The organism is Streptococcus cristatus, from assembly GCF_001578775.1.
In the GTDB taxonomy this organism is placed as follows: Bacteria; Bacillota; Bacilli; order Lactobacillales; family Streptococcaceae; genus Streptococcus; species Streptococcus cristatus_A.
In genome coordinates, this window is the sequence record NZ_KQ969062.1 from 1,458,834 (window position 1) to 1,466,819 (window position 7,986).

At 43.1% G+C, this 7,986-nt stretch carries 1 protein-coding gene; it reads right to left on the reverse strand.

From position 1 onward, the window contains the following. On the reverse strand, positions 1 to 7,986 hold a 7,986-nt coding region (locus SCRDD08_RS07255), incomplete at both ends, for a G5 domain-containing protein (RefSeq protein WP_196756180.1).

Below are 7,986 nucleotides of genomic sequence, written 5' to 3' on the forward strand. Positions count from 1 at the left end.
AAAGCCACAACTTGATCAAGCGTAGACTTCATGCCAATCACTTGAACCTTGGTAGCTTCGTCCGTCAAGATACGTAAGTTATTTTCTGGCTTAGATGGCTCTACAGGCTTCTCTGGTGTAGTTGGTTTGTTTGTTTTCTCTTCCTTGCTTCCAACTTCCACAATCTGATCAACTGGATCTTTAGAAACGAAGCTATCGCGAGTCACACGACCAGTTTCCTGACCATTTTCGATGGTCACTTCCACAAGTGTGGTCTTCTCGCCGGCCTTACCTTCTTGGACAACTTTTCGGGTGCCTTTCGGCAATTGTGGATTTTCTCGTTCGATGGTATTAAACGGCAGATTCTCTGTCACAATATCTAGGCGTGGCTGCTCGACAACCAGATTCTTAACGCCTTCTGCTGGTGTAACCTGCTCAACTGGCTTGCCAACTTCCACAACCTGATCGATTGGGTCTTTAGAAACGAAGCTATCGCGAGTCACACGACCGCTTTCCTTGCCATTCTCAATCGTCACTTCAACAAGCGTGGTCTTCTCGCCGGCCTTGCCTTCTTGGACAACTTTTCGGGTGCCCTTAGGTAATTGAGTATTTTCACGTTCAACAGTATTAAACGGTAGAGCTTCAGTTACCACATCCAAGCGTGGCTGTTCAACTACAGGGGCTTGAACGCCTTCTGCTGGAGTGATTTGCTCGACTGGCTTGCCAACTTCCACAATCTTATCAACTGGGGCTTTAGAAACGAAGCTGTCACGAGTGGTGCGACCAGTTTCCTTGCTATTCTCAATCGTCACTTCAACAAGCGTGGTCTTCTCACCTGACTTGCCTTCTTGGACAACCTTTCGGGTGCCCTTCGGCAATTGTGCGTTTTCACGTTCGACGGTATTAAACGGTAGAACTTCTGTCACGATATCAAGTCGTGGTTGCTCGACAACCAGATTCTTAACGCCTTCTGCTGGTGTAACCTGCTCAACTGGCTTTCCAACTTCCACAATCTTGTCGACTGGGGCTTTGGAAACGAAGTTGTCACGAGTCACACGGCCAGTTTCCTGACCATTTTCGATGGTCACTTCCACAAGCGTTGTCTTTTCACCGTCCTTGCCTTCTTGGACAACTTTTCGGGTGCCCTTCGGCAATTGTGGATTTTCACGTTCGACGGTATTAAACGGTAGAGCTTCAGTTACCACATCCAAGCGTGGCTGCTCGACAACCAGATTCTTAACGCCTTCTGCTGGTGTAACCTGCTCAACTGGCTTGCCAACTTCCATAACCTGATCGATTGGGTCTTTAGAAACGAAGCTGTCACGAGTCACGCGGTCAGTTTCTTGACCATTTTCGATAGTCACTTCAACAAGCGTGGTCTTCTCACCGGCCTTGCCTTCTTGGACAACTTTTCGGGTACCCTTAGGCAATTGAGCACTTTCACGTTCAACAGTATTAAACGGTAGAGCTTCAGTTACCACATCCAAGCGTGGTTGCTCTACAACCAAATTCTTAACGCCTTCGTCTGGAATCGTCTTGTAAACTGGATGTTTTGGTGTATCTGGATTGGGTGTCTCAGCTATCTCGGCATGATAGGTAGAGACTTCGTAAAACTCAGGGCGACCACCTTCCCACTTCAACTTAACATCTAATAAGTGGGCGCTGTTAGCGAGCTGGAAGGTTTGGAAACTTGTGGTAACCGCACCCAAGTTTTGCCAAGCTGTTTGGCCATCTTTGGAAATGGTTCTTGCCCAAATGTGCGCTGAGCTTCCTGCTGGAATATCTGAAATCAGGCGAACGTGATTTGATTCTGTCTTTTCAGATAGATGGTAAATCAACTCACCGCTGTCTTGGGTTGCCTTGTAACTGCTGAGAATATTTCCATCTGCTATATTATTCTTTTCAGATGACTTGGTCTCTGTACCAGTACCTTCCACAGTTGGATTATTGATTGACTTAGTGTATTCTCCATCATTGATAACTAACTCTGTAAATCCAACAAAGCGATGACGATAAGGAGCTGTGTAGAGCACTCGGAGATATTTCGCCGCAGTTGCTTCTGGCAATTCTCCCTCAATATAGCGATTTCCAGGTCGCTGTGAATCATGTGTCCAGCCATCAGTTAAGGAGTCATCACGTGCTGGATTTTCCTGACCATCTCCCACTGAAACGACATCTTTCCAGGTCTTGCCATCTGCGCTAACTTGAATCTTTCCATCACGAAGATAGTTCTGTGTACCATCTTTAATGTAGGCACGAATCTTCTTGATTTGACGGGTTGCTCCAAGATTGAGCGTCATATGACCATCGGTTTGTGGATAATCAGAAAATTCAACATAATTGTTTAAATCACCATCAAAGAGCTGGTCTAGGTTTTTCGCTTTACGAACATCTCCGCTACCATAGTTAGGATCGATACCCATGCTGGTAGACTCAATTGATGTTGGTTGAATTTCCTTAGTAGTCAAAAGCAAAGAAGTCGTTCCAATTGCCTGTTTCTGACCTGTCTTGTTTTCAAGACGTACATAGCGGACAAGCTGGTGGTCTTGTAATTCAGAAGCCCTATACCACTCCACTCCATTTGGAGAATAGCGGAGCTGGAGTGCTTGATTGGCATTCTCACCCAGTTTCAAATCCTCAATTTCATGAAGGCGATCTAGTTTCATGCCAAGATATTGACCCGCATCTAAAGTTGTACCAGCTGGAATATCCATCTCGTAGCGGCCCAATTTTTCATGGACTTGAGTAGCCTTGAGTTGCTCAACATTAGTATCTGTGTATTGGTCTGTTCCAGTCTCTGACTCGACAGATAGGTTGCCAATTCGCCACCAGAAATTCGTCTTTTGCGTATTTCTAACGCGTACATAACGGATATTCTGATTGGTTTCAACTTCTTTGCTTTGCTCACCTGTCAAGTTGGCCACTGTTGTCCAGTTTTGTCCGTCAGTAGAGACTTCGATAACACCAGCTGCTAGCTTATCTGTCACACCTTGTACCAAACGAATCTTCTTGACTGTTTGTTGAGAACCAAGATCCAACTGCACCCATGCATCTACTGGCGTTGTATCTCTTTCTCCATTTGCTGTTGAAGAACTTGCCAACATTGCTTCTGTGCTATCACTATTGTCTGTCATCTTGGCAGCCGTTGTATTGAGTTTATAGACCAGATTTGGACTGATGGTAATGCTTCCAGCTTTCTTCTTGGCATTTTCAAGAGGACGGTTAACTGCGATTTCACGGACTGCAAACCAAGTATTGTCTCGGTCTTCTGTCGCCACCATCCGAACGCCCTTAGCCTTAATTTCAAGATTATCTAAGGTAATCTCCGACTCATTTCCGACATAGTTACCTTGAGGAAGGGCAGTCCACTCACCTGCTTCATTTAAGTATTCAATCTTGGCCTTGTTAAAGGTGTCTTTCGGATTGCTGACAGCTCCCATAGCAAAGCTCAATTTCTTGATAGAAACAGGCTTATTGAACTGAAGTCCAACATAATCGCCAGCGCTAATTCTAGTTGGATTTTTAAAGATAATCTGAGTCGACAAGTCTCCGTCTAAGACCTGAGCCAAATCTCCTTCACCACCTGTACGGTTAGTAATAAAGGTCGTTACAACTTTATCTGGATTCAGTTCTTTTTCGATTTCCTTAGCTAGATATTCTTTAAGGTTAAGGATAAATGGACGGATATGCTGCACACCCAGCTCAGCATTTTCATAGTGGTCAACATACCAGAAGGAATGTTTCTTAGATTGCTCATAAGCTTTTAAGCCCTTGTAGTAATTATTCCAAAGGCCGTCAGAATTTTTGCTACCAATAAATTCAGTAGCTGTCAAGAGAGCATCCAGAGCATTCATCTGGTCAATGGTATTGTCAAGCCAGTACTTAATCTGCTCACGTATCTGTTCATTTCCTGATGCTTTATAGGTCTCAGCTGCAGCTTTTAGTTTAGCAAATTCTGCCTTCAACTCTTTGCGCTCAGCTGAGACATCTTGACCTGTTTTCAGCTTGTTCATGAAGTTTGTCAGTTTCGGAGCTAGCTCTACAGACTCTTCTAGCTTCACAACACGATTATCCATATGTTGGTTAATCATGTGCTTACCTAGCTCACGGAAGGCTGCAGATTCTTTGGTCTCTGTAAAACGACCTGTTTCTGCAAAGTTGAAAGCTATATCGTTAACAGCTTTGGCTTCCGCCTCATTCTTCCAGATATTCCAGCTGTACTCTGCAGCTGAGAAGAGAGCAATTTTAGATGGTTCTGATTGCTGCATTGGATTGAGCATGACCCCACCGATTAAGCTTGGATCCACACCAGGATGTAGGAATTTCTCACCACCACCCAAGATAAGGTGTTGCTTAGAATTATCCGTACACGGCCAGTTAATCCAAAGTTGAACGGGACGATATGGTTGACCAGATGCTTCTATATTTTGTTTAAGTTGAGTCAAGAAGTTTTCAGAGACCTCACCCCAAATCTTGCCTCCTGTCAGAGTCATAATGCTACTTTTCGGAAGATTACGGTTTAGAGAACGCAGTTCGTCTTCTCGACCATTGCCCCAATACTGACTTGGAACAAAAATCATCTCTTTCTTCAAGCCTGGATAAGTCGCTTGTTTTTCAGTCAACCAATCGGTCATATCTTTCATCAAGCGGTTATAACTTTCATAACCACCATAAGGCTGAGCTGCATCATCTGCAAGAATACCAAACTCACGAACGCCGACGTCCAGCAACTGAGTAAATTTAGCTTTGATTGCATTCAAGTCTTCTTGGTAAACAGTCTCATTTTGGAAGCGAATTCGACTATTCATAAATGGATGAATGGTCCAGACATAGCGAGTCTTAGTTTCATTCCCTACCTTAGCAAGTTGGCGGATTTCTTCTAGTTTTTCTTTTGGATAAAGTTCTCTCCACTTACTGTTGTGATATGGATCATCTTTTGGTGCAAAAATATACTGGGTCAGTTTTAAATCACCGCCATATCGCATCAAGGCCGCCCGATCTTTATTAGACCATGGATTACCATAATAGCCTTCGATAAAGCCACGATTCTTCATATCAGCATAATCTTCAACATTGACCTCACGCAGAACTGGAGCAGGGCTATCATTTAGCATATGCTTGAGTGTTGTTAGTCCATAAAAGACAGCATCTGTATCTTTTCCGACAATGGAAATTTGCTGACCTTTAACAACTAATGAATAAGCATCAATCTTATCAAATAGTCCTTGGTTAACAGACTCTGTTCTCTGAGCTTCTTCCGCTTTTGAGCCAGTCTGGTGAACTCCCAGATAGATATTGGTTGCGCCAGCTTCAGCTGTCTTACCAGTAGTATAGGAGATATTGCTATTTTGCAAAATAGACTTGAGTCGATTACGAGTGTAAATATCAACTTGCTCACCAATTACCAAATGAACTTTCTTATCTAGACGTACCAAGCCATCACCATAAGTAACCTTATGAGGAGTTGGGAAAATCTTATACTGTTTCTCAAGGTATTCTTGGCTTCTCAAAGCTGCTTCTACTACACTTGGATCTGCTGGTTTTTTAGCGATAAAAGTATCTTCCAATTCAACAGTTCCGTCATCTTTCGGAGTTGGAGCTGGAGTTTCAGGTTTTGGATCCGGTTTTGGTGCTGGTGGTGTGGCAGGCTCGTCTAATGTAGCTATTGGTTTCAAAAGATTGATTTCAGCTGCACTAGCATATCCTTCCACTCCCTGTAGGATCTTCAACTGGATTGTATCCGTTTCGACAGCTTCAAAGTTTGCAATTTTTTCAGCTGCATTATTATCCCAAGTACCTTCAGCTACCTTAACCAATTGATCAGCCTTTTTAGCATAGACTTCATATTTAGTCACAAGACCATTTCCACCGCCTGGACGAGGAAGATAAGTCAAAGCATTGATAGCTGTTGCTTGCTTCAAGGTCATAGTAACCGTATAAGACGGGTCCTTCTTCGTCCAATGTGAATGCCAGAAGGTTGCAGGATTGCCATCAAAGGCTTTAGAAACAGCTCCTTCTGTAGCATTTCCTGGTAGTTGCTCACTACTTGCTTCCACACGGGCAATCTGATCCTGCGCAATCAAACGTGGATTGACAAATGGCTTATCAGACAAGCTGAGATTGTGCAAAGTACCTTCAAAACCTCCGATTTTTTCAAGAGGTAGGACAAGACTTGTGTGAGCCAATCTTGGATGAGCTGGGTTGGCAACACGATTAATCTTTTCACCATTTACATAGAGCTCAGTTGACTGAGGTTTGGTGACAAAGACTAGCTCATAGCGTTTACCTTTTTCCAATGTCTTGTCAAACTGAATATGGTGCTGCTCAAACTTATAGGCTACTTTACCTGACTCATCAGACAAATAGAGCTTGTTCCCCTCACTAGAAGCTAACTCCTGCACACCGTCACCTGTAACCGTCACATCAACCTTTAAGACGTGACTTGGACCGACGTTCCCAATAGCATTTTCAATCTTGCTTTCTTTATTGAAGACTAAACCTTTAGCGTTTTGTGTGATGTTTTCTGCATCGTAACGCTTGATTGTCTTTGGATTGATTTCATAGGTCTCAGTATCATCAATCTTGTACTCTGGATTGCTACCTGGTGCATAAACATAGTCTGCGTGTGGTAAGGTTCTTCCTGCAAAGTTGTTAGCAGCCCGGTTTGATCCCCAAGTCTTTTCAGCAGTAACTCTTGTTGCTTCAAAGAAGCGCTTGAAAATATCATAAGAAGTCATGCCTGTTTCGTGGAGATCAATATTATCATTCCAAACAGCATGTCCACCACCCAAGATATGAGGGTTTGAAGCTGCTAATTTTGGACCATTTCCTGCTGTCGTAAAATCATTTGGCGTCCAGCGATTATATTGATACTCATAAGAAGAGTAATCACCGTATGCTCCTTGCTGGTTATTACCATTTGGCACACTGTAAGTCGGAACATCCGTAATATTGATAATTTTAGCACCAGCCTTCAAAGCCGCTTGTGGATGTTGCCAACCTAGACTCCAGATATCCACCTCGACACCCTTCAAATCAACTGGTGTTTGCCCACTCTTACGGCTAAGCGAACCCCAAATTCGTGGCGTATAGCCCTTACCTTTGATATAGGTGACCAAATCATTGACATAACGACGATAGTTTTCATTGTTGCCATAGTACTCATCTGTTCCGATGTGAATCGTCTTAACACCACGAAGCGGTGCATCCTTACCATCCAGCAATTTATCATAAACAGACTTGACAAAGCGTAATGTTTCATCATAATTCTTGTCCAAATCAAGCATCGCAACACGCTCTACATTGTGCTTATTCGGACTCAGCTGTCCTTTATACATCAAGTCTGGACGAACCTTCACAAATGATAAAGCATGCCCCGGTGTATCAATTTCTGGTACCAAGTTGATTCCTAACTCATCAGCCAAAGCGATGAGTCTTTGCATTTCATCCTTAGTATAGTGTTGCTTAGAAGTCAAAGACACACCATTGTCACTGACAATATCTGTCTGTAAACGGAAACCTGTATCTGCATGATTGAGCACATATTCAATTTCCTGCTCCTTGGTCAGATGTTTACCTGCTAAGTGCTCCTTGAGGAAAATATAGTTATCATTCAAATGCAACTGCAAGTCATTCATCTTGTAGTAAGCCATGTTTAGCATAATGTCCACAAGAGCATCATAAGGAATAAACTTACGACCAGTATCTAGCATAAATCCACGGTGGCTGAAACTTGGAAAATCCCGAATTTCACCATTTTGGATATTTTCTTGCCCCATTTGAAGTAGAGTTCGAGTAGCATAAAAAGCACCTTTATTGGTCTGCGCTTCAATGGTAAAGACATTATCACGAATCGTAATACCATAGCCTTCTTCACCATAGCCCTTGTCCGTTACCTTTTTAAACTCAATACGATGCGCGGATGTACTGTCTCCTTTGGCAAGCTCTAAACCTCGAGAAATCAAGTCATTAGCATAAAAATTAGCTGCCTTGTCAAATCCTGAATCT